Source organism: Streptomonospora salina, from assembly GCF_014204715.1.
In the GTDB taxonomy this organism is placed as follows: domain Bacteria; phylum Actinomycetota; class Actinomycetes; order Streptosporangiales; family Streptosporangiaceae; genus Streptomonospora; species Streptomonospora salina.
On record NZ_JACHLY010000001.1, the window covers coordinates 2,477,101 to 2,503,003 of the forward strand.

The 25,903-nt window shown below is 72.0% G+C and carries 20 protein-coding genes; 7 read left to right on the forward strand and 13 right to left on the reverse strand.

Annotated elements, in window-relative coordinates; all coding sequences use genetic code 11:
• Positions 1-354 precede the first annotated feature (354 nt).
• Both HNR25_RS11325 and HNR25_RS11330 read left to right on the forward strand, forming a co-directional pair.
• Entirely contained in the window at positions 355-3,285 is a 2,931-nt protein-coding gene (locus HNR25_RS11325) for a glycoside hydrolase family 48 protein (RefSeq protein ID WP_184634840.1), read from the forward strand.
• A 368-nt stretch (positions 3,286-3,653) separates the two neighbouring features.
• On the forward strand, positions 3,654-5,453 hold the full coding sequence (locus tag HNR25_RS11330) for a glycoside hydrolase family 6 protein (RefSeq protein WP_184634842.1): 1,800 nt from the start codon (positions 3,654-3,656) through the stop codon (positions 5,451-5,453).
• 156 nt (positions 5,454-5,609) lie between these two features.
• On the opposite strand, the gene HNR25_RS11335 is transcribed toward HNR25_RS11330, so the two are convergent.
• The 4 genes from HNR25_RS11335 to HNR25_RS11350 form a co-directional block, all read right to left on the reverse strand.
• Entirely contained in the window at positions 5,610-6,407 is a 798-nt protein-coding gene (locus HNR25_RS11335) for a DivIVA domain-containing protein (RefSeq protein WP_184634844.1), read from the reverse strand.
• Positions 6,404-7,546, reverse strand: coding sequence for a globin domain-containing protein (locus tag HNR25_RS11340; RefSeq protein WP_184634846.1), 1,143 nt, complete (start codon positions 7,544-7,546; stop codon positions 6,404-6,406). The genes HNR25_RS11335 and HNR25_RS11340 overlap by 4 nt, the downstream gene beginning before the upstream one ends.
• 178 nt (positions 7,547-7,724) lie before the next feature.
• On the reverse strand, positions 7,725-8,102 hold the full coding sequence (locus tag HNR25_RS11345; RefSeq protein ID WP_312862491.1) for a group I truncated hemoglobin: 378 nt from the start codon (positions 8,100-8,102) through the stop codon (positions 7,725-7,727).
• A gap of 604 nt (positions 8,103-8,706) precedes the next feature.
• On the reverse strand, positions 8,707-9,462 hold the full coding sequence (locus HNR25_RS11350; protein WP_184634849.1) for a DUF2625 family protein: 756 nt from the start codon (positions 9,460-9,462) through the stop codon (positions 8,707-8,709).
• A 480-nt stretch (positions 9,463-9,942) separates the two neighbouring features.
• Here HNR25_RS11350 and HNR25_RS11355 point away from each other — a divergent pair, with 480 nt between their 5' ends.
• The gene (locus tag HNR25_RS11355; RefSeq protein WP_184634851.1) at positions 9,943-11,496 is read left to right on the forward strand and encodes a BCCT family transporter; all 1,554 of its coding nucleotides are present in this window, start codon (positions 9,943-9,945) and stop codon (positions 11,494-11,496) included.
• 46 nt (positions 11,497-11,542) lie between these two features.
• Here HNR25_RS11355 and HNR25_RS11360 read toward each other — a convergent pair whose 3' ends face one another.
• Positions 11,543-12,106: an ATP-binding protein gene (locus tag HNR25_RS11360; protein WP_184634853.1), complete on the reverse strand. Its 564-nt coding sequence runs from the start codon at positions 12,104-12,106 to the stop codon at positions 11,543-11,545.
• A 507-nt stretch (positions 12,107-12,613) separates the two neighbouring features.
• Here HNR25_RS11360 and HNR25_RS11365 point away from each other — a divergent pair.
• The gene (locus HNR25_RS11365) at positions 12,614-13,579 is read left to right on the forward strand and encodes a nucleoside hydrolase (RefSeq protein WP_184634855.1); all 966 of its coding nucleotides are present in this window, start codon (positions 12,614-12,616) and stop codon (positions 13,577-13,579) included.
• A 65-nt stretch (positions 13,580-13,644) separates the two neighbouring features.
• Here HNR25_RS11365 and HNR25_RS11370 read toward each other — a convergent pair whose 3' ends face one another.
• Positions 13,645-14,217: a putative glycolipid-binding domain-containing protein gene (locus HNR25_RS11370; RefSeq protein ID WP_184634857.1), complete on the reverse strand. Its 573-nt coding sequence runs from the start codon at positions 14,215-14,217 to the stop codon at positions 13,645-13,647.
• A 306-nt stretch (positions 14,218-14,523) separates the two neighbouring features.
• Positions 14,524-16,080 (reverse strand): sodium/proline symporter PutP, encoded by a 1,557-nt coding sequence (gene putP / locus HNR25_RS11375; RefSeq protein WP_184634859.1) that lies wholly within the window; start codon positions 16,078-16,080, stop codon positions 14,524-14,526.
• A 338-nt stretch (positions 16,081-16,418) separates the two neighbouring features.
• Between putP and HNR25_RS11380 the strand changes: the two genes are divergently transcribed.
• On the forward strand, positions 16,419-17,060 hold the full coding sequence (locus HNR25_RS11380) for an HAD family hydrolase (RefSeq protein WP_184634861.1): 642 nt from the start codon (positions 16,419-16,421) through the stop codon (positions 17,058-17,060).
• A 52-nt stretch (positions 17,061-17,112) separates the two neighbouring features.
• Here the strand turns inward: HNR25_RS11380 and HNR25_RS11385 are convergent, their stop codons facing one another.
• Positions 17,113-18,624, reverse strand: a complete 1,512-nt coding sequence (locus HNR25_RS11385; protein WP_184634863.1) for a serine hydrolase domain-containing protein — start codon at positions 18,622-18,624, stop codon at positions 17,113-17,115.
• Between the two features lie 85 nt (positions 18,625-18,709).
• Here HNR25_RS11385 and HNR25_RS11390 point away from each other — a divergent pair, with 85 nt between their 5' ends.
• Positions 18,710-19,354 (forward strand): TetR/AcrR family transcriptional regulator, encoded by a 645-nt coding sequence (locus tag HNR25_RS11390; RefSeq protein ID WP_184634865.1) that lies wholly within the window; start codon positions 18,710-18,712, stop codon positions 19,352-19,354.
• A 103-nt stretch (positions 19,355-19,457) separates the two neighbouring features.
• Here the strand turns inward: HNR25_RS11390 and HNR25_RS11395 are convergent, their stop codons facing one another.
• Genes HNR25_RS11395 through HNR25_RS11405 form a run of 3 tightly spaced genes read right to left on the reverse strand, consistent with a single transcriptional unit; the run spans position 19,458 to position 23,648 of the window.
• Entirely contained in the window at positions 19,458-20,042 is a 585-nt protein-coding gene (locus tag HNR25_RS11395; RefSeq protein ID WP_184634867.1) for a hypothetical protein, read from the reverse strand.
• Positions 20,043-20,097: 55 nt separating this feature from the next.
• Complete coding sequence (locus tag HNR25_RS11400; RefSeq protein ID WP_184634869.1) at positions 20,098-21,897, reverse strand: NYN domain-containing protein; 1,800 nt, start codon at positions 21,895-21,897, stop codon at positions 20,098-20,100.
• Positions 21,873-23,648, reverse strand: coding sequence for a sigma-70 family RNA polymerase sigma factor (locus HNR25_RS11405; protein ID WP_246463612.1), 1,776 nt, complete (start codon positions 23,646-23,648; stop codon positions 21,873-21,875). Before HNR25_RS11405 ends, HNR25_RS11400 begins: the two co-directional genes overlap by 25 nt.
• A 245-nt stretch (positions 23,649-23,893) precedes the next feature.
• On the opposite strand from HNR25_RS11405, the gene HNR25_RS11410 reads away from it, so the two are divergent.
• A complete protein-coding gene (locus HNR25_RS11410; RefSeq protein WP_184634871.1) occupies positions 23,894-24,643 on the forward strand; it encodes a hypothetical protein in 750 nt (249 codons plus the stop codon).
• Positions 24,644-24,940: 297 nt separating this feature from the next.
• Here HNR25_RS11410 and HNR25_RS11415 read toward each other — a convergent pair whose 3' ends face one another.
• Complete coding sequence (locus tag HNR25_RS11415) at positions 24,941-25,489, reverse strand: hypothetical protein (RefSeq protein ID WP_184634873.1); 549 nt, start codon at positions 25,487-25,489, stop codon at positions 24,941-24,943.
• Positions 25,490-25,554: 65 nt separating this feature from the next.
• Positions 25,555-25,896: a divalent-cation tolerance protein CutA gene (gene cutA / locus HNR25_RS11420; RefSeq protein WP_184634875.1), complete on the reverse strand. Its 342-nt coding sequence runs from the start codon at positions 25,894-25,896 to the stop codon at positions 25,555-25,557.
• Positions 25,897-25,903: the final 7 nt, after the last annotated feature.

A 25,903-nucleotide genomic window follows, 5' to 3' on the forward strand; every position in this document is an offset into this window, starting at 1 on the left:
GCCTCCGCCCACCAGGCGGAACACCGGCGCGACCAGGAGACCTGGGAGCGCTCCCAATCGATCACGCATCGAACCCCCGCCCGCGACACGGTCCCCTCCCCCGATCCGAGCCCCCACTCGATCCGCCATCCCCCACGACCGTCACCGCCCACGCACCGGCGCGCCCCGAGGGCCTCGCAGCCTCCGACTGCACACCGAATCCGGCCGGACCCGACAACCGGCCCATGCGACTACCCGGCGTAGTCGCCCGAGCACTGTACCCACCGCCTGTTCGCACACCCGTCCGCGGGTGCATCCCCCACGTCCCCGCCGCTCGGGCGGGGGCTTGCAAGGAACTGGAGGTACTTCGTCACCATGGATTCCGGGACATCGACCCGATGGCCGCTCACGCGGCTCTTAGCGGGCGGAGCGGCAGCAGGACTCGTCGCCGCCCTGGCGCCGGCGACATCCGCGGCCGCAGCCACGGAATGCTCCGTCGACTACGAGGTCACCAACGACTGGGGCAGCGGCTTCACCGCCGACGTCACCGTGAACAACGAGGGCGACCCGGTCACCGACTGGGCCCTGGGCTGGACGTTCCCCGACGGCCAGCAGATCACCAACGGCTGGAGCGGCGACTTCAGCCAGGACGGCGACCAGGTCACCGTCACCGGCCCCGGCTGGGCGTCCGACCTGGACAGCGGCGAGTCCGCAACGGTCGGATTCCAAGGCGGCACCAGCGGATCCAACGGCGTGCCGACCGAATTCACCCTCAACGGAACCGTCTGCGGCGGCGGTGGCGGCGACCCCGGGAACACCCCGCCCGACGTCAGCCTGACCTCTCCCGAGGACGGCGCGACCTTCCTCGCGGACGAGGACATCGAGCTCGCCGCCGAAGCCTCCGACAGCGACGGCTCCGTCGAGCAGGTCGTCTTCGAGGCCGACGGCACCGAGATCGGCACCGACGGCTCCGCGCCCTACACCGCCACCTGGTCCGGTTCCGGGACCGGCCCCTACTCGGTGACGGCCACCGCGATCGACGACGCCGGCGCCGAGACCTCCTCCAGCCCGATCGCCGTCGAGGTGATCGACCAGCCGGAGATCGTGGCGGCCCCCTCCGGGGTCAGCGTGCGCCAGGGCGGCGAGGCGACCTTCGACGTCTCCCTGTCCAACGCGCCCGACTCCGCCGTGGACGTCGGCGTCGCGCGCAGCGAGGGCAGCCAGGACCTCGGCGTCTCCTCCGGCGGCGAACTGACCTTCACCGCCGACGACTGGGACGCCGAACAGGAGGTCACCGTCTCCTCCGCCGACAACGGAGGCTCGCTGGGCTCCGCGGTCTTCACCGCATCGGGCGCGGGCTACGGATCGGCGACCGTCGAGGTCACCGAGATCGACGCCGCCACCTCCGACTACGAGGCGGCGTTCCTGGATCAGTACGACAAGATCAAGGACCCCGACAGCGGCTACTTCCGCGAGTTCGACGGCGGCCTGGTGCCCTACCACTCGGTCGAGACCCTCATCGTCGAGGCGCCCGACCACGGGCACAACACCACGTCCGAGGCCTTCAGCTACTACCTGTGGCTGGAAGCCGAGTACGGGCGCGTGACCGGCGAGTGGGAGCCCTTCAACGACGCGTGGGCGTCGCTGGAGGAACACATCATCCCCGGAACCGCCGACCAGCCCACCAACGGCTCCTACGACCCGTCCTCGCCGGCGACCTACATCCCCGAGCAGGACACGCCGCAGGGCTACCCCTCGGCGCTGGACGACAGCGTCGAGTCCGGCGAGGACCCGCTGGCCGACGAACTGAGCAGCACCTACGGGACCGACGAGGTCTACGGCATGCACTGGCTGCTCGACGTCGACAACACCTACGACTACGGCTTCTGCGGCGACGGCACCGATGAGGCCCCCGCCTACATCAACACCTTCCAGCGCGGGTCGCAGGAGTCGGTGTGGGAGACCGTGCCGCACCCCTCGTGCGAAACCATGGAGCACGGCGGTGAGAACGGGTTCCTCGACCTGTACACCGACGACGACTCCTACGCCGAGCAGTGGCGCTACACCAACGCGCCCGACGCCGACGCGCGCGCGGTCCAGGTGGCCTACTTCGCCAACAAGTGGGCCGAGGACCAGGGCAACGGCGCCGCCGTCGACGACGTCGTCGCCGACGCCACCAAGATGGGCGACTACCTGCGCTACGGCATGTTCGACAAGTACTTCAAGGAAATCGGCGACTGCGTCGGCGCCCAGGAGTGCGCGGCCGGGCAGGACAAGAACAGCGCCCATTACCTGATGTCCTGGTACTACGCCTGGGGCGGCGCGATGGAGTCCGCGGAGTACCCGTGGGCCTGGCGCATCGGCGGCAGCTCCGCCCACCAGGGCTACCAGAACCCCATGGCGGCCTACGCGCTGTCGGAGACCTCGGACATGCAGCCGGAGTCGCCCACGGGCGCCGACGACTGGGGCACCAGCATGGAGCGCCAGCTGGAGTTCATGGAGTGGCTGCAGTCCTCCGAGGGCGGCATCGCCGGCGGCGCGACCAACAGCTGGGCGGGCAGCTACGACCAGCCCCCGTCCGACGTGCAGCAGTCGCAGTTCTACGGCATGTTCTACGACTGGCAGCCGGTCTGGCACGACCCGCCGTCCAACAACTGGTTCGGTTTCCAGGTGTGGGGCATGGAGCGCGTCGCCCAGCTGTACCAGGAGACCGGCAACGAGCGCGCCGAGGAGATCCTGGCGGACTGGGTGCCCTGGGCCGTCGAGAACACCGAGCTCAACGGCGGCGGCGACTTCGCGGTCCCGGCGGATATGAGCTGGTCCGGCCAGCCCGACACCTGGGACGGGTCCTCCACCGGAAACCCGGACCTGCACGTCGAGGTCGAATCGCACGGCCAGGACGTGGGTGTGGCGGCCGCGCTCGCCAAGACGCTGCTGAACTACGCGGCGGGCTCGGGCGACACCGAGGCCCGCACCACGGGTGAAGACCTGCTGGACCACCTGATCGCCAACGAGGACGACATCGGCATCGCCGTCGAAGAGAGCCGCGGCGACTACGACCGGTTCGACGACGAGGTCTACGTCCCCGAGGGCTTCTCCGGAACCATGCCCAACGGCGACGCGGTCGAGCCGGGCTCGACCTTCACCTCCATCCGCTCCTTCTACCGGGACGACCCGCAGTGGGACAAGGTCCAGAACTACCTGGACAACCCCGACGGCGAGGCTCCCACCTTCACCTACCACCGGTTCTGGGCGCAGGCGGAGATCGCTACGGCCTTCGCCACCCACGACAACCTGTTCGGCTGACCCCGGCGGGCGGCGCGGCGGTCCGGCCGCGGCGCCGCCCGCCCCCACCGCACGGAACCGCGATCGGACGAAGACGAGGACGAGGAGGGCGACGATGCGACCACAGCACCGGACCGCGGCCGCGCGCTCCGCTTCGCCCGTCCCCGCGGCGCCGCGCTCCCAGACATCCGGACCGGACGGACCTCGTGCTCGGCGTCGCTGCGGCGGCGGAGCGTTGAAGTCCGGTCCGGACCGGCCGCCGGAAGTCCGGCTTCCGACGGCCTTCGTACCGGGACCCGCGCGCGGGTCCCGGTGCACCGCCCTCCCCATCCCCATGGGGCCCGCGACGCCGGAATCCCCCGGTCGCGGGTCGAAAACAAGGAGGACCGATGAGAGCAGAGCCCCAGAGCGGGCGCGCCCGATGGCGGTCGGGCAAGGCCATCGCGGGCGTATCCGCCCTCGCCTTGGGCGCGGGTGCGCTCGGTGTGGCGCTCCCCGCCTACGCGGCCGAAGGCTGCGAGGTGGATTACACGGTGGCCAACGAGTGGAGTTCCGGTTTCACGGCCAACGTCGAGGTCACCAATCTCGGTGACCCGGTCGACAGCTGGGAACTGGTCTGGGAATTCCCGGGCGACCAGCAGGTCTCCAACGGCTGGAACGCCGATCTGAGCCAGTCGGGCCAGACCGTCACGGCGTCGGGATCCGGGTGGAACGGTTCCATCCCCACCGACGGCAGCGCCCAGTTCGGCTTCAACGGCGACGGCAGCGGTGAGATCCCCGGAGAGTTCACCCTCAACGGGGTGGTCTGCGACGGCGGTACGGACGAGCCGGACCCGGAGCCGACGGACGACCCCGATCCGGAGCCGACGGACGACCCGGACCCGGAGCCGACGGACGACCCGGACCCGGACCCGGAGCCGGGTGAGCGGGTCGACAACCCCTACGAGGGTGCCGACCTGTACGTGAATCCGGTGTGGTCCGACAACGCCTCCGGCGAGCCCGGCGGCGACGCGATCGCCGACGAGCCCACGGCCCTGTGGCTGGACCGGATCGGCGCGATCGCGGGTAACGACAGCCCGACCACCGGCGACATGGGGCTGCGCGACCACCTCGACGAGGCCGTCGCACAGGCCGGCGACCGACCGATGAACATCCAGGTGGTCGTCTACAACCTGCCGGGCCGCGACTGCGCAGCGCTCTCCTCCCACGGAGAACTCGGCCAAGAGGAGATCGGCCGCTACAAGACGGAGTACATCGACGTCATCGCCGACATCATGGATGACGAGAAGTACTCCGACCTGCGGATCTCCACGATCATCGAGCCGGACTCGCTGCCGAACCTCGTCACCAACGTGGGCAGCCGCGACACGGCGACCGAGAACTGCGACACGATGCTGGACAACGGCAACTACGTCGAGGGTGTCGGCTACGCGCTGAGCGAGCTGGGCGAGATCCCCAACGTGTACAACTACGTCGACGCCGGCCACCACGGCTGGCTCGGCTGGGACACCAACCTGTCCCCGTCCGTGGAGGTCTTCCACGAGGCGGCCAACACCGCCGGCGCCACCGTCGACGACGTCCACGGTTTCGCCGTCAACACCGCCAACTACTCGGCGCTGGAGGAGCCGCACTTCGACGTCGACGACACGGTGAACGGCCAGCAGGTGCGCCAGTCCGACTGGGTCGACTGGAACCAGTACGTGGACGAGCAGTCGTTCGCGCAGGCGCTGCGCGACGAGGCGGTGTCGCAGGGCTTCGACTCCGACGTCGGCATGCTGATCGACACCTCGCGCAACGGCTGGGGCGGCTCCGAGCGGCCCACCGAGCCGAGCTCGTCGGACGACCTGAACACCTTCATCGAGGACAGCCGCACCGACCGGCGCATCCACCCGGGCAACTGGTGCAACCAGTCCGGTGCCGGGCTGGGCGAGCGTCCCGAGGCCGCTCCCGCCTCCGGTATCGACGCCTACTCCTGGATCAAGCCGCCCGGCGAGTCCGACGGCAACAGCGAGCCGATCGACAACGACGAGGGCAAGGGCTTCGACCGGATGTGCGACCCCACCTACGAGGGCAACGTGCGCAACGGCAACAGCCCCTCGGGCGCGCTGCCGAACGCTCCGGTCTCGGGCCACTGGTTCTCCGCGCAGTTCCAGGAGCTCCTGGACAACGCCCACCCTTCGGTCCAGTAGCGAGAGGATGATGCACACGAGCTAAGAGCTCACTGCTCGCACAGCAGGCTGTGCCCCCGGGTCGGTGCCATCCCGGGGGCACGGTGCTGTCCGGGGGCGGGGCGGGCGACGGCGCCGCGCTGACGCGGCGGGCCCCGGCCCGAGCGCCCCGAGAGCTCAGCCCCGCTGCGGCCAGGCCGTGGGCACGCCCTCGGCGCGGGTCCCGCGCCGGTCCGCCTCGGAGGCGGCGGTGCGCCGCCGGTCCGGGGAGAAGTCCTCGGCGCCGGGGCCGATCCCGCCGGGGGCCGCCTGCTGCGGCGGCTGCCGGGGCTGCTCCGTCGCCTGCGTCGCTTCGGTGGAGAGGCCGTTGCGGGCGGCGGTCTCGGCGGTGTACTCGCTGAGCCGGGCGATCTCCTGGGAGAAGGCGTCACTGGCCGCCTGCATCTGCACCTGCACCGCCCGGCAGAACGTCTGGACCCAGGCGATGCGGCGCTCCATCTCTTCCAGATCGGCGTCGTAGGACGGGCCGGCGCTCTTGCGGTAGCCGCGCGCGGCCTCCTCGGCGGCGGCGCCCGCCTGATCGCGCGCTTCGACCAGGATGTCGTCGGCTTGTTGGCGGGCCTGATCGGTGAGTTGGCGGCAGTAGTCCTGCGCCTGGGCGACGTAGGCGTCGGCCTGCTGCTGGGCCGCGGAGAGCAGGTTGACGGCGTCGGCGGGCGGCCCGTCGGCGTCGGCGGGCGAGTTGCTCTGCTCGCGGTAGCGCCTGCGCAGCCGGTCGATCTCGGCGCGCAGACTGGCCTTCTCGGCGTCGCTGGCGGCGATGTCCTCGGCGACGCGCCCGACGAACCCGCGCACCTCTTCCTCGCTAAAGCCCCGCCGTCCGATCGGGGTTCGCGAGAATTCCTGCGCACGGATGCGTTCCGGACTCAGCCTTCGGTGGGATCCGTTCGATCCCGGGTCCTCGCGTGCGGTCACGGATTTCCTCCGCTCGTGCTGGTGGTGTCGAAGTCCTCATAGCGGATGCGCTCCGCCGGGATGCCCGCCTCCGCCAACCGCTTCAGGGAGCCGTCGACCATCTCGGGCGAGCCGCACACGTACACGTCTTCCTGCGACCAGGGCCCGTAGCGCAGTGCCACGTCGACGGCGTCGCCCGCCTCGGCGCCCGGCCGCGCGGGTTCGCGGGAGACGCACGGCACCACGGTCAGCCAGGGGCACTGCCCGGCCATCTCGTGCAGCGCGGGGTAGTCGTAGTGGTCGCGGGCGTAGGGGGCGCCGACGAACAGGTGCGCCCGGCGCCGGGGCCCGCCTTCGGCCGCCTGCGCGCGCATCGATTCGAGCACGGCCTTGAACGGGGCCAGGCCGGTGCCGCCGGCGACCATGAGCACGTCGCGCCCGCTGGAGGGGGTGAGCCGGTCGCCCACCGGCGCGCCCAGGCGCAGCGTGTCGCCGGCGGCCACGCCCTGGACCAGGGCGGTGCTGACCGGTCCGCCGCCGACCAGGCGGACGTGGAGGTCGACGGTGCCGTTGCGGCGCGGCGCGTTGGCGGGCGTGAAGTACCGCCACACGTTGGGCCGCAGCCGCGATTCGACGGCCACGCTCTGCCCCGGCGTGTAGTCCAGCTGGTATTCGGGCTGCACGCGCAGGGCGGCGATGTCGGCGGTTCGGCGCTCGTGCCAGACGACGCGCGCGTCCCACCACGGCGGGGTGGTGGCGGCGGCCTCGTCTGCGGCCTCGGTCATCACCTTGGCCACCAGGCCGTAGGCCTCTTCCCAGTCTTCGGCCAGGTCAGGCGTCCATTCCGGTCCGAGGAAGTGCGACAGCGTGTGCAGCAGCGCCTGGCCGACGGCCGGATAGTGCTCGGCGACCACGGCGAATTTGCGGTGGTCGCGCCCGAGCTGCTGCAGGAAGGGCAGCAGTTCGTCGACGCGGTCGACGTCGGAGACGATCCTGCCGAGCGCCGCCACCAGGCGGTCGCGCTGGGCCGACATGCTCACGGGGAACAGCCGGCGTGTCTCGGGATGGGTCAAGAACAGTGTGGAGTAGAAGAACAGCGGCACTTCGTCGCCGTAGGCCGCGACCTTCTTCCAGCTGTCCTTCAGCCGCGTGACATCCACGTATCAGATCCTTACGGAGTGCACTCGGCGGCCGGTGTGCGCCCGGTCCCGGGCCCGCGCCGACGGGGCGGCCCGCGGGCGCGGGACGGCGCGGTGCCCGGCCGTGGCGGGCGCGGGCCCCGGCGGCCCGCCGCCGGAGTGTCGGTGCGGGGTGCGGCCCTGTCGGCCGCAGCGGATGCTAGGTGTGCGTTCCCGGCACGATGGCGCCGGACAGGGGCGCGACGACACCGATGATCTCGTCGACGGTGTCGGCGTCCACGCCGGCGCCCTTCAGCGACGCGACGAGGTGGTCGGCGACGAGGTCGAAGTGGTGCTGTTCGATGCCGCGGCCGCGGTGGACCTCGTCCATGGCTCCGCCGTCGTAGGCGTCCGGGCCGCCCAGGGCGGCGCTGAAGAACTCGACTTGGCGGCCCTTGAGCTTGGTCAGATTGGTTCCGGTGAAGAAACCGGCCAGCTGAGGGTCGTCCATAATGCGCACGTACAGATCGTCGACCACTGCGGCGATCGCGTCGTGGCCTCCGATGCGCTCGTAGATGCTGACGGAATCGTTCGTCACGATGGGCACCTCAAATAAGTATGGGGAGGGAAGGAGATGCGCGGGAGAACTCGGTGGGGAACACTACAGACACCGTTACCGAATCGTCAAAGCATGTCGTGTTTGTCGGTGTTCTCCATGCGCAGAGGAGACGTCGCGGATGCTGCGCGGATAGGTAAGCAGAGGATAAGGAATGCCGAATTGAGGCGGTTCGTCCGACTTGAGAGTTTCTACCGGTGCACCGGATCCGTCCGCGCACCGGACCGGCACCGCCCTCCGCATGAGCACGCACGGCCCCGCGTGCGGAGAATGCGGCGACGGAATGCAGGCATCCCGCCCGGCACACCGATTACCGTTCGTATTCTTTCCGAAAGGGTCGAGTTTTCCCCTCCGGCACCGCACGCACCGCTCCGTGCCGCGACCACCCGGATTCCGTATCGCGGAGAACCGGACGCACCGGCGCCGCGGCGTCCGCGCCCCGGACCAACGGCCGGACCGGCGGATGCGTCCCCCGCGCCGCTCCGCTGTCCGGCCGGGATCCCGGGCCGCGCAGGGTAGCCGCCCTGCGGCACACCCGCGGTTCCACCCGTCACCCGATGTCACCGCCGGTGACGAACGGTGCGTGTCAGTCCGCCCCGCTGCGACCGTCGGCGTGATGGCCGAGGAAACCGGGGGCCGCCAGCCCCAGACGGGCGGTCTGCCGGCGGTACAGCCCCACCAGCTCGGCCATCGGGACGGGGCGGCGTGCGGTGTAGGCGATGCCGCCGTACTCGTGGGCCGACCACAGGCACGGCTCCACCGCGATGGCGTGGGACAGCTCCACCCCGGCGACCTCCTCGCGCCAACCGGGCCAGCGCAGACTGCGGTAGAAGCGCTCCAGCCCGCCCGCCAGCAGCCACGACAGCCAGGCGCCGTGGCCCAGCTCCAAGGGCTCCCACTCCAGGGTGTCGGGACCGAAGTAGGCGATCTCGCCCGGATCGCCGGGGCGCCCGAGGTCCTCGGCGTCGGGGCCGTTCACCGCGAACACGCCGCCGAGCACGTCGTGGGCCACGACGAGGCCGCCCTCGGGCCACCAGTCGGGATCGGGCTCGGTGGGGAAGCCGTTGACGCGTGCCAGGCCGGGCAGGGCGTCGCGGGTGTCGGAACCGGCTCCGCCGAAGACCCGCAGCCATCCCGAGTCCATCAGCAGACCGCCGGAGTGCAGGGCGACGGCGCCCAGCGCCGAGGTCACGGTGAGCTGCAGCTGCAGCAGGCACGCGCGCCCGCGGCGGGGCCGTTCGGCCGGCAGCACGTCCACGGGCACGCTGCTGCGCGTGAACTCCTCCTCCAGCGCCGGCCAGGCGGACTCGTCGACGTCGACGAGTTCACTGAGCGCTCGCATGTGCCCATAGTCCCATCACACCCCGCGCCACGGCAGGGGGTAGCGACGCCGAATCACTCCTCTGACCGGCGAAGACGCGCGGGAGCGCTCCCCCGGCGCGGAGCAGGATCCGCACCGGGCGCACCCGCCGGGAACCGGCGGGGCCGCAGTGGTGGGGCACAACCGCCGGAGCCGCCGCCGGCGTGCAGAACCCGGGGCCTTCTGTGCCGCCCGCAGCGGCTGCTCCACGGAAAACCGTCGCGTGCACGGATCACCGGTTTCCACGATTCGCCGGTTTTCCGCCCAAACGGTGCAGCATTTCGACGCGCGGGCTGCGGATACGCCCCGCCCGCCCTGCCCCGGATATGCCATGATCGCACTCGGACGCACGCGAGGGCCTGATCCGACGGCCGGCGCAATGCGTATCGGCCCTTCGTCCGCACTGGTCACACGGGACGGGGACGGCGCAATCCTCCGGTGGCCAGATGAAAGGAGAATCCGATGCTGCAGAATCTCAGCCGCAGGCTCGGACTCGACACGAATCCGTTCATCTTTTCGGTTGCCGCGGCCTTGACGGTGCTTTTCGTCGTCGCGTCGATCGTGTTCACCGACGCCATCGACGCCCTGTTCGGCCGCGCATCGGGGTGGATCCTCACCAACCTCGGCTGGTTCTACATCCTGGGCGTCACGACGTTCCTGATCTTCCTCATCGCACTGGGTCTGACCCGGTACGGCCGCGTGCGGCTGGGCGGCAGCGACGAACGCCCCGAGTACAGCACGGTCTCGTGGTTCGCCATGCTGTTCGCGGCCGGTATCGGGACGATCCTGATGTTCTGGGGCGTCGCCGAGCCCATCAGCCACTTCGCCGAGCCGCCGCAGGGCGCCGTTCAGCCGGAGTCGGTCGCGGCCGCCGAGCAGGCGATGGGCTACACCCTGTACCACTTCGGCCTGCACACCTGGACGATCTTCTGCCTGCCCGCGCTGGCGTTCGCCTACTTCATCTACAAGCGCGGTCTGCCGGTGCGGGTGAGCTCCATCTTCCACCCCTTCCTCGGCGACCGGATCAACGGTCCCATCGGACGGATCATCGACATCACGGCGGTCATGGGCACCCTGTTCGGCGTCGCCGTCTCGCTGGGCCTGGGCACGCTGCAGATCAACAGCGGGCTGTCCGCGCTGTTCGGCACGGCCGAGTCCAAGACCGTGCAGGTGATCATCATCGGGGTGATCACGGCCATCGCCGTCACGTCGGTCTCCCTCGGTCTCGACCGGGGCGTGCGGCGCCTGTCGAACATCAACATCCTGCTGGCGATCGGCCTGCTGCTGTTCATCGTCGCCACCGGATCGCCCCTCTACCTGATCCGGGGGGTCGTCGAGAGCGTCGGCATCTACGCCAACTGGCTGGTGCCGCTGTCCTTCTGGAACGACACGTTCGGCCACAGCGGCTGGCAGGGCGACTGGACCGTCTTCTACTGGGCGTGGACCATCACCTGGTCGCCGTTCGTCGGCATCTTCATCGCGCGCATTTCCAAGGGGCGCACGCTGCGCCAGTTCGTATTCGGCGTACTCGGCCTGCCCACCGCCTTCACCGTCATCTGGTTCAGCGTCTTCGGGCTCTCCGCCTTCGACATCCAGATGAACGGCACCGGCGGGCTGGTGCGCGAGGTGGTGGAACAGGAGGACATCCCGGGCGCGCTCTTCGCGTTCCTGGAGAACTATCCGCTGACCACGCTGATCTCCGGTCTGGCCGTCGTGATCGTGGCGATCTTCTTCACGACCTCCTCCGACTCCGCGTCCTTGGTGATCGACATGCTCTGCTCGGGTACCGAACAGGCCGGGCCCGTCCGCCAGCGGGTGTTCTGGGCCGTCACCGAGGGCATCGTGGCGGCGACACTGCTGGCGGCCACGGGCCAGAGCGGGCTGGACGCGCTGACCACGGTCATCATCGTGGTCGGTCTGCCGTTCTTCGTGATGGGCTTCCTGATGATGGTCGCGCTGATGAAGGCACTGTCGGAGGACTGCCGGCAGCCCCGGAGCCCGGAGATCACGGCCTGACACCGAGCCGGCGGGGCGGACCCCTGCCGTGGCCGGGTGCGGCAGGTCAGGACATCGAGTGCTGGGCCGGGCGCACGACGGCGGGGGCGCGCACCGCCGTGGTGAAGTCCGCCCAGGTGATCATGGGTCCGACGTACTCGGATGCTTCCGGGTCGCCGCCGGTGTCGAAGATGCTGGTGTAGCCGCGCTCGGCGTAGCCGGGGCCGCCTGTGGCGGGCAGCCGGCCCCACTCCTTGGTCAGGGCGGCGGCGATGAAGAGCCCGCGGCCGTCGGGGCGTTCGAGGTCGGGCGAGACCACGCGGGCCGCGGTGCGCGGGGCGTCGCTGAGGGGCCCTTCGTCGTGCACTTCCAGGTGCAGCGCACCCGAGACCAGGCCGACGAGGCTGATGAAGACGGTGCCGCCGCGCCCGCCGGAGGCGCTGTGCTTGAGGGCGTTGCCGAAGAATTCGCTGACGACGAGCTCGACCGCGTCGGCGACGTCGGGAAAGGGGCGCATGCGCGTGCGCGCCCAGAGCCGGGCCTCACGGCACTCGTCAGGCGTACCGGGGAACGTGCGGAACGCCTGGAGGGTGTAGATTCCGACGTCGTCCGCTCCGTCGCACTGGGCCATGCCGGGCCACCGCCTTAGAGTGCTCGTCGATCCCCGGGCAGGGAGGCGCCGGATGCCCGTGCGGGCCGCCGGGGCCGCCGCACCCGATAGGCCGGGAACGGATCCGCGCTTGCTCCGGCCTCGGGCGGCGACGTGAACGCACCCGCCCCAGGGGAACCACTATCCATCGTCGAATGATGCCGCACCGGCGGCTCTTCGACAACCTTCTCTTCGGATTGTATACAGAATTGTACTGGTCGGCGGCCGCGTCCGGCATTGCACCCGATCAGGCTTCCGGCCTGCTTCGAGTCTACTCGGGAGCGCTCCCAAACGGCAGCCCGATGGATCAAGATTTACCTGAAGTCGGACATGCACGCTATCCGGCATTTCACTGGCTGCGCTTCTCCGGACGCACGGACGCCTTTGTGTCGCATTCCGTGCCGCACGGCGGGTCCGGCACGCCGACGGCGATCCCCGAGAATGGAACCCGCCGCGCAACCGTCCGCCTCCGAACCGCCGGGAGCCGCCATGCCAGTTCCGCTCGTCATCGACACCGACACCGCCCAGGACGACTGCATCGCCCTGCTGGCGGGACTGCTCGATCCCCGCGCCGACCTGCGGGCCGTCACCATGGTCGCGGGCAACGTCGGATTCCGGCGCCAGCTCCGCAACGCCTTCCTCACCCTCAACGCCGCCGGGCGGCTGGGCGACGTTCCCGTGCACGCCGGCTGCCGCCGCCCGCTCATGCGGCCCTGGACCGGAGCCGAGAACGTGCACGGCGACGGGGTCGGCGGATTGACGATGGACGACACCGACCAGGCCGCCGAAGACGAGCACGGAGTGGACGCGCTCGTGCGCCTGGCAGCCGAGCACCCCGGCGAGCTCTCGATCGCGGCGATCGGCCCGCTGACCAACATCGCCTCCGCCGCCCTCAAGGACCCCGCGTTCGCCTCCAACGTCGGAACCCTCTACGTCATGGGCGGCTCGAACAACGGGCGCGGCAACATCACCCCCGCCGCCGAGTTCAACTTCTACGTGGACCCCGAAGCCGCCAAAGCGGTCTTCGCGGCGGGTTTCGAGATCGTCGTCGTGCCGTGGCATCCGCTCACGCTGGAGCGCGCGGTCTTCGGGCCGGACACGCTCACCGCGATCGAGGAGCTGGACACTCCCCTGGCGCGGTTCTTCACCCGGGTCTGCGGGCCCACCCTGGAGTTCGACCGCAGCGTGGGCATCGACGGCACCACCCATCCCGACTCGCTGACCGCGGCGCTGGCGCTGCACCCCGAGCTTCTGCGCGCCGGCGGGCGCTACAACGTCGACGTCGAGACCAGCGGGGAGATCACCCGCGGGTACGCGGCGATGTCGTGGGGCGTGCACGGCCTGGAGCCCAACGCGACGGTCGTGGAGGACGTCGACGCCCAGGCGTTCCGGGACTACCTCACCGGCCTCCTCGCCCGCCCGGTAGAGCCCCGGCGTCCCATCGCCGGCGTTTAGGCACCTGCGGGCCCGGTCGTGCCGCCCGCCCCGGCCCTCGGCGGCCCCCGTCCGCGTTCGCGGGGTCAGGTCATGCGCACGGCCAGGCCCTCATAGTCGACCACGAGGCCGTCGCGGTCGACCGACAGCACGAACGCACCGTCGGCGCCGTCGCGGTATTCGTAGCGTTCCCGGCCCTGGGCCGGGTACAGGCGGGTGTAGCGCTGCCCCAGGCGCCGCACCCGCAGGCTCGGCACGTCGACCCATACGGCCCAGACGTCGCGGTACTCGCCCGGCCCGAGCCCCAGCCGGCGGATCGGCAGCGTATTGGTCAGGGGCGTGGCGGCGACGTCCACATCCAGGCAGCCGTCGAGCTCGGGGACCCTGCTCCCGTCGACCGACCAGCCGCCGGACCGGCGCTCCAGCACGACGGTGCTCGCTCCGGCGGCGGAGAGCACCTCCACCCGCGCGCTCCGGCTCGACCAGGCGAGATCCGCGTGCACGGTGACACGGGTGGAGAAGCGGCCCCGGTCACCGGCGACGGTCTCGCCCGCTTCCAAGCGGAACCCGCCGGGTTCGGCGAACAGGGTGCCGACACCGAGCCCGGCCGAGACGTCGACACGCGACCAGGCGATCGGATCCGCGGCTGTGGAGGACATGCCCCCGTTCTACCGGTACGCCCGGTTACACGCCAGAGGCCCGCTGTCGTCGGGCCGCGGGCTCCGAGCACGCTCCTCGGCGCCGGGCCTGCGGGCGGTCGGGCCCGAGCGGGAGCGATGCCGGGACACGCACTCCGACCGGGCCCGCACCGCGTCTTCCGGTGGCCGGACCCGGACGCGCCAACAGCGGTTCCCCGGGATCCGGTCGGGAACAGCGCCGCGGCGGCCTTTCCACCGGACGGCGGCGGCCGCACACGCCGAGCGGGGGGCGTGTGCGGCCACCGCAGGCGGCCGCGGCGCGGCGCCTCAGCGTCCCGCGGGCGCGGTTCCGGGGGAGCGGAACTCGCGCTCCACCCGGTCGAAGTCCGCCTCCATCTCGGGCGTCGCCCGCCCGAAGCGCTGGAAGACGACGATGCAGACCACGCTGACCAGCACTGCCGGGACCATCGCGTACAGGCCGGTTCCCAGAGCGTCGAACGCGATCGGGCCCAGGCTGATGCCGTCGGTGTCGAACACGTCCCACAGGATGGCGGTCGCACCGCCGCCGATCATGCCCGCCAGTGCCGAGGCGCGGTTCATCCTGCGCCAGTAGAGGGAGTACAGGATGACGGGGCCGAACCCGGCACCGAACCCGGCCCAGGCGTAGCTGACCAGGTCCATGATCGTGTCGTTGCCCGACAGCGCGATGGTGGCCGCCAGGATCGCGATCACGATGACCGCGGCGCGGCTGGTCCACACCAGCGCCATAGCCGACATCCGGCCGCGCAGGAACAGGCGGAAGCCGTCCTCGGTGACGGCCGAGGCGCCCACCAGCAACTGGGAGTCGGCGGTGCTCATGACGGCGGCGAGGATGGCCGCGAGCAGCAGGCCGGCGACCCACGGGCTGAGCAGCGCCTGGATCAGCTGGGCGAAGACCTGCTCGGGATCGTCCAGCGGAGCCTGGAAGTAGACGGCTCCGGTGAACCCGAGCACCAGTGCCATGGCCATCGCGGAGACGGCCCAGGTGACGCTGACGGTACCGGCTCTGCGGACGTCGGCGGCCGAGCGGATGCCCATGAAACGCGCGAGGATGTGCGGCTGGCCGAGATAGCCGATTCCCCAGGCCAAGCCGGAGATGATCACCATGGGGGCCAGCGCGTCGCCCAGGCTGCCTTCGACGCCGCCGAGGATCTCCGCGAAGCTCCCGGTCTCGCGCCCGGTGTCGCCCCTGATGGCGACGATCCCCACGATGGGGACGATCAGCAGCGCGATCCACATCATCACGGCCTGGAGCACGTCGGTGAGGCTGACCGCGAGGAACCCGCCGAGGAAGGTGTACAGCACCACGATCGAAACGCCGATGATGATCGCGGTGTCGCCGGGCATGTCGAATACCTGGTCGAACAGGCCGCCCATGGCCTTGAGGCCGGAGGCCACGTAGAAGAGGTAGAACACCAGGATCAGCACCGCCGACACCAGGCGCAGCGCGCCGCTGCGGTCGGCGAAGCGGTTCTCCAGGTAGGACGACAGCGTCAGCGAGTCGGAGTCGCCGCCGCCGCGGGCGTCGGTGACGCGCTCGGTGTAGATGCGCAGGCGGCCCGCGATCAGCCACCAGCTCGCGGCGAAACCGATACCCAGGCCCACCGCGATCCAGGCTTCGCCCAGCCCGGAGAGGTAGACGGCGCCGGGCAGGCCCAGCAGGAGCCACCCGCTGAAGTCACTCGCGTTGGCGCTCAGCCCGGCGACCCAGCTGTTGAGCCTCCGGCCGCCGAGCACGAAGTCGGATTGCGACCTCGTCCGGTTGTACACCCCGATACCGATGGCGATCATGACGACGAAGTACGCGGCGAACGTGGCGGTCGACGCCAGCGTCGACGTATCCAATCGGCTCTCCTTTCTGCGCTGTCCGGTGGGCGGGCGATAGACGGATACTCGCGGCCGGTCCGGTCCCGCGGCAATATCCGCAGTGAACTAGAGCTGCGTTCGATACCGCGCCGAGTCGTTCTCCGGGCACACTTGTCCGATCGCCGCACCGGGGCCGTCCGGGATTGTCGAATCGGACATACAGCATCCGCGACCCGAACAAGGCGAACACGACAGAACGCACGGGGTGCTGCGGATCACGCGGCCCGGCGCCGAACCGCACGGCCGGACGGAACCGGCGGCTGCGCCCCCGGAAAAGACGGCGACGCCCCATTCGCGCGGATGGTAGGACGGGTGCCATGACATTCCTGCACGTCTTCGACATGGACGGCACCCTCATCCGCGGCACCAGCGCATCCGTGCAGGTCGCGCGCACCTGCGAAACCGAAGCCGAACTGGCGGACCTGGAACGCGCGTTCAGCGCAGGAGAGATCGACACCAAGGCGTTCGCGGCGGCCCTGCACGCGATGTGGTCCGACGTCACCGAAGAGCACGTCGACCGGGCCTTCGCCGACACCCCCTTCCTCGACGGCATCGCCGACGTGTGCGCCGACATCCGCGAACGCGGCGAGCGCTCGATCGTCGTCACGATGTCTCCGGACTTCTTCGCCCGCAGGCTGCTCGGCTTCGGCTTCGACGACGTCGCGGCCTCCCGCTTCCCGGCGCTGCCCTTCGCCCGCCCGCTGGACCCCGACGCGATCCTGGTGCCCCAGGACAAGGTGCGCATCGTCGAGGAGTCCCGGCAGGCGGCCGAGATCCCGGTGGAGCGGTGCGTGGCCTACGGCGACTCCATGTCCGACGCCCCGCTCTTCGGCCACCTCGCCCACAGTGTCGCGGTCAACGCCGACCACCACCTCGCCGGCATCGCCGGGGCCGAATACCGCGGCACCAGCCTCCTGGAGGCCTACGCCCGCGGGCGCGAGCTGGTCGCCGCGGCCTGAACCGAAGGAGGGGCGGGACCCGTTCCTCCGCCCGATCACATCGGCACCGCATTCATCCGGCCTCTCGTCCGGTCTCCGTCGCCGTCCTGAGCGCCCGCACCGTCCCAGCCGACCGGAGAGCGCACACGGTCAGGGCCACGACGGCGACCGCGGCCAGCAGCGCCGCCGCGTCCGGCGCCCACAGGAAGGCACGGCGCAGGTCGGCGCCGGCGAGACCGGGGACGACGACGGCCGCCGACCAAGCCGCGGCCAGGCAGCCGATCGTCCAGGCGGCCGCCGCGGCGCGAACCCGCCACCGGGGCACCGCCGCGGGGCGGTGACGCAGTCGGCGCAGCGACACCGCGACCAGCACGGCCCCGGCGACCAGCACCGAACACAGCCCGGCGAGCAGCGCAGGATACTCCCACGACGGATCGGGCGCGCTGGGCGGCGGCGCTCCGGCCGCGATCCGGGCGGCGCCGAACCCCACCGCGACCAGTTCGGCGTCCTGCATCGCTCCATAGGCGTTCTGCACGACGACGACGCCCTTCCGCGCCTCCGGCAGCAGAACCACCATGGCCTGGTACCCGTTGACCGCGCCCGCGTGCCAGACCGTGGCGGTGCCCAGGTCGCGGTTGCGCTCGTCGACGCGCCAGCCCAGGCCGTAGTCCGTCCCCGCGGCGACTTCGGCCCGACCGGTCTGCATGCGGGCGGCGGACTCCGCCGAAAGTACGCGGGAGTCGCCATAGGCGCCCTCGCCCAGCTGGGCCGCCGCGAAGCGCGCGAGGCCGGTGACCGAACCGCCGAGGTAGCCGTAGCCGACCCCGGCCGGGTCGTAGGGCGCGTCCATGGCGACCGGGCGTCCGAACATGTAGCGGTGTCCCGGCGGAAGCCGGTTCCGCGCATCCTCGGGAGTCGTGACGGCACCGCCGATACCCAGCGGCCGCAGTACCCGTTTGGCGACGACGCCGGTGAAGGGGCGGCCGGTGGCCGCTTCGACGACGGCACCGAGCACGAGGTAGTTCGCGCTGGCGTAGACGTGCCGGTGCCCGGGGGCTGCCACCGGGCGGACGTCGGCGAGGTCGGCGACCGCGCTGCGGTAAGGCCGACCGGCCTGGTCGAACCTGTCGGTCACGCCGGCGCCGCCGGGAATGCCGCTGGTGTGCTCCAGAAGGTGACCCACGGTGATCCCGCCGCCGGCTCCGCCCGCCAGCGTGAACGACGGCAGGTGGCGGCGCACCGGGTCGTCGAGGGAGAGCGCTCCTGACTCGGCCAGGCTGAGCACGACCGTGGCCGTGACCGGCTTGGACACCGACCCCCACAGGAACGGGGTGTCGGCTGTGACGGGCTGCCCGTCGCCGTCGCGGCCCCGCGAGGCGACGTGCTCGACCTCCTCCGGCCCGACGAGAGCGTAGGCCAGGCCGGGGGTTTCCGTGGCCGCCATCCGCTCGGCCACGTAGGCCTCGACGCGGTCGGCGGTGCCGCCGGGCGGTGCCGCTTCGACCGGGGCCGCCGCTGTGCCGGCGACGAGTGCGGCGCACAAGGCCGCGGCAGCGAAACGGGACAGGCGCAGCGGGACGTGCATGGTTCCTCCGGAACTCCGATGATCACGCGACATAACCGTACATCCATACGATTATCGAGTAACCATACACTGATACGGTTTTCGTGTGCCACGAGTCGCCGACCACGACGCCCGCCGCCGGCAGATCGCCGAAGCCGTGCGCGCGATCGTTTCCATCGAAGGACTGGACGCCGCGACGGTCGCCCGGGTCGCCCGCGAGGCCGGGTTCTCCGTCGGCCTGGTCCAGCACTACTTCCCCGGCAAGGACGCGCTGCTGCTGTTCGCCTACGAGCACGTGATGGCGCGCATCGGCGCCCGCACGGCCGACCGGATCGCCGAGGGAGAGTCCGCGCGCAGTTCCATCGGCGCGGTGGTCCGTGCAGCGCTGACCGAACTCCTCCCGCTCGACGAGGAGCGGCGCTCGGAGTACCGCGTCGTCCACGCCTTCGCGGGCCGCTCCCTGGAGCATCCCGGCTTCGTCCGGACCGCGGCGGCGACCTCGGCCCGGCTGCGCAGCGAACTGGCCACCGCCGTGACCAACGGCAAAGAGTGCGGCGAGGTCGAACCGGAGACGGAGGCGCAACGTGCGGCGGCGCGCATCCTGGCCGTCGGCGAAGGGCTCGCCGCCCAGGTGCACCGCGATCCTAAGGCGGCCGTGGGCGCCACCACACTGGCCGACGCGGCCGACGACGTCCTCGGCCCGGTCGTGGACGGAGTCTTCTCCGGCGAGTGCCGCCAGTACCGCCGCTGATCAGCAGTGGCAGGGGCCGCGGTGCACCGAGCGCACGTCGGGGTTCGACCTACCCGGGACCCGCCCTCGCGAGGAGGGGCCTGCCGGAAGCGCGCGGGCGGTGTCAGGGGCCGTCGGGGTGGCTGGAGGGCTTCCATTCGTCGAGGAGGCGGTCGAACCCGTCCTCCTCCAAGCCCAGATCCACGCGGATGCGGAACCGGGCGCGCAGCAGTTCCAGCAGGAGGTCGTGGACGTAAGCCGTGACGCCCTGGTGGCGGAAGCGCTCGATGCCCCGGGTGGCCCAGGTGTGGGCGCCACTGAGGTCGCCGTGGGCCTGGAGGGTCTCGGCGATGTGGATGACCGTCGGCAGGTTGCGCGGCCCTTCGGCACGCACCCGCTCCAGTTGGGCATAGGCGGAGTCGATCATGTCCAGCTCCAGCAGTGCGCCGGCGTGGAGGGCGCGCGCGTCGATGATCGTGGTTCCGCCGTCGTCGATGGCGCGCTGGTAGGCGGCCGAGGCGCGCTCGAATTCCTGGGCCATCTCCCACTGCTCGCCGGCGCGCACGAAGATCTCCGCACGCGAGATCTCGCTGTCGGAGTCGGCGGTGTTGGCCAGGCCGAGAAGCTCCAGGGCGACATCGACATGGTCGCCGGACTGGACGGCGTGGAATTCGAGCCGGTCGAGATCGGCCGTCGTCACGCGAGCCACTGCCACCCTCCCTCGCTCCCCGACATCGTCGATCCGCGGTGGGCGCCCTCGGCGCTCATCCTCGGGCGGCGCGTTCCAGCGCGCCCCAGAATCCCTGCCGCAACGCCTCCCGGACCTCGTCGCGGAGCAGGAAGTCGATCGGCAGCGCCGAGCCCTGCAGCAAGCGCGCTTCCAGGTCGGAGGGCATACGGGGGCGGCGGACCAGAACCGCCTCCATCCACAGTGCGGGGGCGTCGCGCGCGATCGACTCGGCGAAGTCGTTGCCCTCGCGGTGCGCGACGTTCACCGCGTCGTCGATGGTATTGGCCGGAGCCCGCCCGCCGGCGGGCGGCGGGCCCAGGCTGGGGGTGGGGTCGGTGGACGGGCCGTGCTGCATGCGGTGGTCGGGCTGGGGGCCAGTACCCCCGGCGGAACCGGACCGGGCTCCACCGGGACTCCCGAAACGGGAGTCAGTCTCCGTACTGGCCCCAACCGTAGGGTTTGGCCCGCTGTTACCTCCGTACCCCGGGTTCTCGCCGGTGTGCCCGTACCGGGGGTCGGCACCGGGTGGCGGCGTGTTCCGGGACGGTGGTGGATTCTCGCGGTCGTACTGGTGGGCGGCCATCGAGGGGTGCCCGCCGGTGGGATGGCCCTGGGCCGGGTAGCCGCCGGTGGGATACCCCTGAGCGGGGTACCCGCCGCTGGGGTGGCCCTGCGCAGGAGGCCCCTGCGGCGGGTACCCGCCGTTCGGGTTCTGCTGGGCGGGGTGGCCCGGCGCGGGGTGACCGCCGGTCGGCGGGCCCGGCTGATGCTGCGGTGGCGCCTGGCGGGCCTGCGGCGGCTGGCCATAGGGATCCTGCGCGCCGTAGGGGTCCTGCGCGCCCCGCATGCCCGGGTGGCCCCCGGTGTTGCGCGGCGGCTGGTAGCCGGATTCGGCTCCCGGCGGCTGCGCCCCGGCCATCCCGGCGTGCGCACCCGTCCCCCCGGCGTGCGGCGGCGTCTGGCCGCCCGACGGGAAGCCGTTGGCGTCGATGGGGCCCGACGGCGCGTTCCGCTGGGGTTCGGCGCCGCTCTGCGGGGCGAGGTGGTCGCCGCCGCCGCGCTGCTCGGCGATGCTCTGCTGCATCGCGCGCAGCTGGTCCATCGCGCTGCCCGCCATGGCGGGCTGCCCGCCGGTTCCGGCGAATGCGGGCTCGTAGCCTCCCGAGGGCGCCGCCGCCGGCTCGACCCGGCCCGGCTGCGGGTTGGAGGCCACCGGGCGGCGCGGCATCTCCGGCGGGGTCTGCGCACGCCCGTTGCCCATCGGCGCGGTGGTCTCGGCCGGGTCGTCCTCGCCCGTCCCCGTCAGCGGTGTGACGTGGGGGCGCAGGTGGCCCGCACCGATTTCGATCAAGTCGTCGCACTCGCGGCGCAGCGCCCGCGAGATGGTCCAGTTCCCCTCGACCGATATGTGCACGGCGGTGACACGGACACCGAGGTCCTGCACGTCCGACACCACCTGTGCCATGTCCTCGTCACCGCTGACGAGGACCGCTTCGCACAGCACACCTGTGCGCGCGAGGGTGGTCAGGTCCCGCTGGACGTAGCTCTCGACGCCCTCCCGTCTGCCCGGACGGATTCGCGCGCCCCTGAACTTGATGCCGGGAATGTCCGCGATTCCGTCCTGCTCCTGGCTGCGGCGGCCGTCGGTGGTCGCCTCGTACCAGTAGCAGCGCAACAGCGGGAGCTGTGTGCGGTCGCGCGCCACTTCGTTGAGGAGTTGCACGAGACCCGCGTAGTCCCATGACACGGAATCGCGGTTGCGGGTTCCGTGCACTGCCATCGCACCGTCGGCGAGGAGGTAGCCGGCGTCTACGAATAGCGCGCAGCGATCCACGCGACACCGCCCCTTCCCGTTTCTTCGTCTGCCGGGGCGATATCACCGCTCCCGGTCCTGCCGGCGTTCGGCATCGGGCCTATAGGTAGGCTGCGCCACAGCCTAACCAAGTCTGCACGGCTTTGTATGCCGCCCCACCACCCACCGTCGCCCCGCGGATACGCGTCGGCCCAGGCAGGCGCCGCGCCATACGCCGCCTGCGTGCCGGCGAACCGGGCGGCCCGCACCGGGGCGGCGCCACCGACACCCCCCGCCCGGGGCTCGGCGAAGGCCGCCGGGCCGACCTGGCCCGGCGGGTCGGGGGCTCCCTCCCGGGCGAGGCCGGGCGGCCCCTGCCCCGGTCCGCCCCCGCCTGCGGGCGGACCGGCGGGCGGCGGCTGCGCGGGCGGATCGCCGGCGCCGGGCGGATCGAACCCGGGCTGGTCGAAAGGCGGCGGATCCGCGGGAGGCTGCACACCGCCGGGCGGGTCGAACGCCGGCGGATCAGGAGGATCGGGAACGTCCGGCACGTCCGGGACCTCGGGGGCCTCGGGCACGGGAGGTTCCGGAGCCTCCGGCGGGTCCGGCGGGTCCGGCGGGTCCGGCGGGTCCGGCGGGGATCCGGGCTCGGGCGGCGGTTCGGGGGCGGGCTCCTGCTCGGGCGGGGGCGAACTGCCGGCGGCCTCCCGCGACGGAGGCTCCCGGTCGTCCTGCTCCGGCGCGGCGGGCGGATCGTCGGGCTGGGGCGGTTCGGGCTGGGGCGGTTCGGGTTCGGGCGGTTCGGATTCGGGGGCCGGCGGCTCCCCCGCGGCGGCGGGCGGGTCGCCCGACGGGGCGTTCTCCACCGGCTCCTCGTTGCTCACCAGCGCGAACGCCAGCGCAGCGGCCGTCGCCGCAACGGCCGTGCCCCCCGCCGCGGCCTGCTGCGCGCGCTTGGGCATGCGCTGCCACCAGCCGAAGGCGCCGACGGGAACCCCGCCTGTCGCGGCCAGGTAGCTCGCCGCGGCCGGTCCGGCCACCAACGGCAGCACGATCCCCCGCAGCCCGACGTTGACGTCCATGAGTTCGGCGTAGACCTCGCGGCAGTTGCCGCAATCGTCGAGGTGGCGATCCACCGTGGAGGCCTCCCGCTTGGCGAGCCCGCCGCGCACGTAGGCGCCGAGCTTGCCGACGGTGGGCCGGCAGGCCTCGGCGGCGCCGCCGGACAGGTGCATCTGCAGGTAGGCCTGGCGCAGCCCTTCGCGTGCCCGGTAGGCCAGCGCGGCGACACTGTTGGGGTTCATCCCGAGGGTCGGGGCGGCGTCGGCGGGTTTGCGGCCTTCGATCTCGGTGTGCCACAGGACCGCCTGCCAGCGTTCGGGCAGCGAGAGGTAAGCGCGGGCGATCAGCGAGCGCTCCAGCCCGGCCACCGCCGGGTCGACGAAGGGCTCGCCGGAGTCGAAGACCTCTATGTCGTCGGTGACGACCTGCCGCTTCTCACCGCGGAACCGGTCGTAGACGACATGGCGCAGCGCCGTCAGCAGGTAGGGCCGGAACCCGTCGGTGGGACCTCCGCCGCGCCCGAGCACGGCCAGTACGCGCGCGAAGGTCTCGGCGACGGCGTCGTCGACCTCGCTCTCGCCGCGTACGAGCTGGCGGGCGAGCCCGCGGGCGGCGGCGATGTGGCGCGTGTACAGCTCTTCGTAGGCGTGGGTGTCACCGTCGCGAACCCGCGCGAGTAGCTCGCCGTCGCCGACGAGCAGCTCTGCGTTCTCGCTTTGGGGTTCGGTCATGGGCCGCTCTTTCCGCATTGCGGTCCGCTACGTGCGAAGTGCCCCGGGCGATCGAGGCGCACAGCGGGGGCTGTCGAGTGCTGAGCGGGTCCTGCTCCGCGGGCCTTGCGGGGGAGCGTGCGGCCGCGGGAGGACTCCGTAGAAAAAATGTTCCCGCACTCGCGTCATAGCCGCCACCCAACTCCGTGAATAAGGGTGAAGGCGCCGCACGCGGCGCCGCACCCGGACGAGGGAGCAGAGCACAGATGTGGGGACGCGACACCGGCGGCTGCGGCGTGGACGGCGACCCGGCGACGGGTCGCCGGCTGCGGGAGTTGTGGGCTCAGCGCAGTCGCGAGCGGCGCGGCGAGCCGCACGACGACTGGTGGACCCCGGCGGTGGAAGCCGTCTGCACGGCGATCGTGCGCGGCGACGGGCTGGCCGACGCCTGCGAGCGGCTCGGACAGGCCCGGGCACGCGCGGACGTGTCCATCGGCGACACGCTGGCCGACCTCGCCGCCCTGTTCGACGCCCTCGGCGGCTCCGATCCCCCGTTCGACCTGATCACCGCGCTGGCGTCCGGGTGGGTCGACGGCGGCCGCTCGCGGGAGGACTGCACGGACCCGCTCACCGGTCTGGCGTCGGCCGCCTATCTGCGCACGCGCATCGGCGAGCTGTACCGGGATTCCGGGGGCCTCTCCGGGGCGGCCGAGCACCGGCTGGTGGTCGTGGGGCTGCCTGAAGGACTGGACCCGTGGCGGCGCACGGCGCGGCTGATCGTGCTCGGCCACGACCTGAGCCGCTTCTTCACCGACGGGGAGTCGCTGGCGCTGCTGAGCCGCAGCCGGATGGCGGTACTGGCGCCGTCCGGCACCGGCGGCCAGGACCGGCTCGACCGGCTCAGCTGGGAGGTGTGCGCCGAGCACGGCGCCCGAGTGTGGAGCCTCGCGTTGCCGCCCACCCGCGGTGAAGCGTTGGCGCTGATCGGCGACCTGGGGAGACCGCCGAGCCGATAGACCTTGCGAAGCGCCGCCGGTCTGCGCGCGGTCCCGCTTGAGGGGGCGGGACCCGATCGGCGGCCCCCGGCCGACGCGCCCGTTGAGGGGCGGGCGCACAGGCCGGGTCGCCGGAGCACGGCTCCGGCTCAGTCACCGGCCAGGCGGCGGCCTTCTGGCCCCGAAGAGAAGGGCGGCCGCACTCGCCGGCCGGTGGCTGGGGGCGCACAGCGCCCCGGGGAGGCGCGTCCGCATGGGGAGGCGGGCGCGCCTCCGACTCCGTTCGGCGCAGGCGGCGCGCAAGCGGAGGCGGTCGCCTCAGAGCAGGCGCAGCAGCTCCACCAGACCGGCCGCCACGAGCTCGGGTCCCGCCGTCCCGGTTCCGGAGCGGTCCAGTGCCGGCCAGCCGCGCAGCCGGGCCAGGCGCGGGCCGGCGGCCGGGCCGTCGCCGGTGCGCAGGTAGCCGCAGGGCGCGTCGGGCCAGTCGGTCGCCATCGGCAGCGGTTCGGCGGCGAACGCGGCGGGGCGTTCGCGCGCGGGTCCCGGCGCCTGCGGTACCGGTTCCCCGGCGCCGAGTTGGGCGCTCCGCAGCTCGGTGCGGGTACGCGAGCCGGGTTGGGGCAGCAGCGCGTCGATGAACAGGTACCCGCCCACCGGACGGTGAGCGGCGCGCAGGGCCGCCCCGATCTGCGGGAGCAGAGGGCCCGCTTCGCCGTGCGCGACCGGAACCACCGGGGCCGGCGGGGCGTGCCGGCGGATCTCCAGTGCCGCACGGGCGATGTAGCGCGCAGCGTAGGGCGGCTGGTCGTCGTCGGTGATCTCGGCCAGGTCCGCGTGCACACCCGAGCCGCGCAGCGCGTCGCGCACCCCGCGCAGCGCGTCCGGCTCCTCCAGCGGACTGTGCAGCAGGACGAGGCCGGCCTGCGGGGCGGTCAGGGCCGGGTCTCGTCGACGAGCCAGTCGAGGTAGGCGGGGTTTCCGCCTTCGACGGGTACGGCGATGATCTCGGGGACGTCGTAGCGGTGCACCGATCGCAGGTGCTCGACCAGGTCGGGGAGGCGGTCGCGCGGCGTCTTCATCACCACGCGCCATTCCTGATCGGCGCAGACTTCGCCTTCCCAGCGGTAATAGCTGGTGATGGGAGCCTCGACCTGGGCGCAGGCCACCAGGCTCCGGTCGACCACCGAGCGCGCGAGGCCGTCGGCCGACTCGCGGGTGTCGCTGGTGGTCTCCACGCGCACGCTCGCGCCCGCGTTGTCGCGATCCTCGGCCATCAGGGGT